Consider the following 2442-nt stretch of genomic DNA (forward strand, 5'->3'; position numbering starts at 1 on the left):
CGAGTTTAAGGGGGGCATAAAAAAACCTTCCCATGGGGCGATTATTGCTTTGTTTGGCAATCTGATAAGCCATTCCCCACTGTCCCCGACGGGCGACATCTAAAACCCGGTTGACAATTCGGCGTTCACGGGTGAGGGTATTTCCCCAAAACCACAGTCTTTCAATAATGGTACTAATGGATAAAATTGATAATACCATTAGGGGCCACATGGCTGGGCCGCCTCTCTCCAAGATTTGTTGAATATCCATATAACCTATTGTCCTTCATATCTCCCATTAGCCAAGATTGACGAAAAAGTTATCAGTTTTCCATAAACCAAAGCAATCTCAATTTTAATCGCCTTGGGACAAGTGACAAGGGGGGGAAGACAAATTCCCCTGAGAAACGCGATTCCGGGTCGCGCCCCACCATGTCAACTGAGAATGGTACTCAGGTCTAAATATTCTTCGACGACATCAGCTAGAGTATCAAGCATCAGATCTCGTTGTTCGCGATAGTTAGGAATCCCGGTGGGTAAGGTTCCTAATCCCCTTGGTTTGCGGAGATGATTTAACCAAGACCTGCGCCAGGGGCTATTATCAAATATGCCATGCAAATAGTGACCCCAGACGGATCTATTGCTGCTGACTACTCCTAAATCTTGATCGTCAAATAGGGCTATTGTCTCCCGTTTGTCCAAAATTTGAGTCCGCCCTTGGTGTATTTCATAGCCTTCTACGGGAAATCCGATTTCTGGATAATTAGATGTTACCAACCGCTGGCGGGAGACTTTATCAGATAAAAGCATGGTTTTGATGGGAAGTAAACCTAAGCCGGGAAATTCTCCGATTTTACCCTCTAAGCCACGGGGATCAGATACCTGTTGTCCTAGCATCTGATACCCCCCACAGATACCCATGACCTGACCGCCTGCTGCTACATAATCCTGAATTTGAGCAGCCATGCCACTTTTTTGCAGGGCTAGTAGGTCAGCAATGGTGGTTTTAGAACCGGGGATAATTACGGCATCGGGATGTCCTAGGGGTTCATTGAGTTCGACATATTGGACTTTAACGGTGGATTCGGCATCTAAAGGGTCAAAATCGGTAAAGTTAGAAATCCGAGGAATCCTGACTATGGCGATGGTTATATCGGTATTGTCGGAACGGGAACGGCGTTCGAGTAAACTTAGAGAATCTTCTGCTGGCATGGCGATATCTACCCAGGGAATTACTCCGAGGACGGGGATTCCGGTGTATTTCTCTAACCACTCAATGCCAGAATCGAGAAGCGATCGCATACCGCGAAATTTGTTAATCACAATGCCCTTAATTAAGGCTCGTTCCTCTGGGTCTAGTAGTTCTAGGGTTCCCACTACATGAGCAAAAGCCCCCCCACGGTCAATGTCAACTATCAATATGGTGAATGCTTGTAGATATTGCGCTACTCGCATATTGGTTAAATCTCGGTGCTTGAGATTGATTTCCGCCGGACTTCCCGCACCCTCACAGACAATTACATCAAATTCCTTTTGTAGATAATCCAGACATTTAGTGATGGTCTCCCACCCGGTATCAAAGAATTTCTCATAATATTCGGTAGCTTTCAGGGTGGCTACAGGTTTCCCTTTCAGAATTACCTGAGAGGTCATATTTCCCTGGGGTTTTAACAAAATTGGGTTCATGGCTACATTGGGCACTAAACCCGCCGCCCAGGATTGTACGGCTTGTGCATAACCCATTTCTGCACCTGTGGCGGTGACGTAGGAGTTTAAAGCCATATTTTGCCCTTTAAAGGGAACTACACGCAGATTTTGACGGCGTATGATCCGACATAGGGCGGTGACGAGCATGGATTTTCCGGCGTGGGATGTGGTTCCAACCACCATGATTGCTTTCATTTCGGGATTTTGAGCAGAGATGCTAATTTATAGGGGAAGGCGTAGGTAACGGTTCAGGGCATTACTGAGGCGATCGCCCCATGATGGGGGTTTGCTATTAATAATATCATCGGTGGCTAGTCGTTCTGCTACTTTTCGCCGGCGGGGAGTCAGTCGAAAACTATCGGTGATTCCCTGACCGTCCACTTCTCGCCTCAATACTCCGACTTGGATTAGCCATAAAAGGGCGTTTTCGGCTCTCAATTCCGGTAGAGGCGATCGCGTATATCCTAACTCTACGCCCCGATTTCCGCTAATGGCACTTAGTTTAACGCTTTGGTCAATGGAATCGGTTAAAAGTTTGATTTGAAACGGAGAACAGCGGATGGCTCGCTGGGCTCGGGCGATCGTCGCGGTAGAATATTCTATCGACTTGGAAACCGAATTAGGGGCACTCATGGGTTGATGGGCTTTCCTGATGGCTGATTTTGAGTATATTATCCTCCACCTTTCGAGCCAAATTTTGATCAGATTGTGTAATTGATTGCAAAATATCTTAAAATAACTTCATAAATAGACAGA

3 protein-coding genes are annotated in these 2442 nt (G+C 46.3%); all 3 read right to left on the reverse strand.

Annotation, left to right across the window (positions count from 1 at the left end; all coding sequences use genetic code 11):
* The coding region (locus tag B9T16_RS27840) for a MotA/TolQ/ExbB proton channel family protein (RefSeq protein WP_410246300.1) at positions 1-250 on the reverse strand (250 nt) is incomplete at its 3' end.
* Positions 251-414: 164 nt separating this feature from the next.
* Positions 415-1881 (reverse strand): cobyric acid synthase CobQ, encoded by a 1467-nt coding sequence (cobQ, locus tag B9T16_RS27845; RefSeq protein ID WP_315669993.1) that lies wholly within the window; start codon positions 1879-1881, stop codon positions 415-417.
* Between the two features lie 27 nt (positions 1882-1908).
* Positions 1909-2319, reverse strand: a complete 411-nt coding sequence (locus B9T16_RS27850; protein WP_410246301.1) for an Npun_F0494 family protein — start codon at positions 2317-2319, stop codon at positions 1909-1911.
* Positions 2320-2442 lie beyond the last annotated feature (123 nt).

It is taken from the genome of Arthrospira sp. PCC 8006, assembly GCF_046480465.1.
GTDB lineage: Bacteria > Cyanobacteriota > Cyanobacteriia > Cyanobacteriales > Microcoleaceae > Limnospira > Limnospira platensis.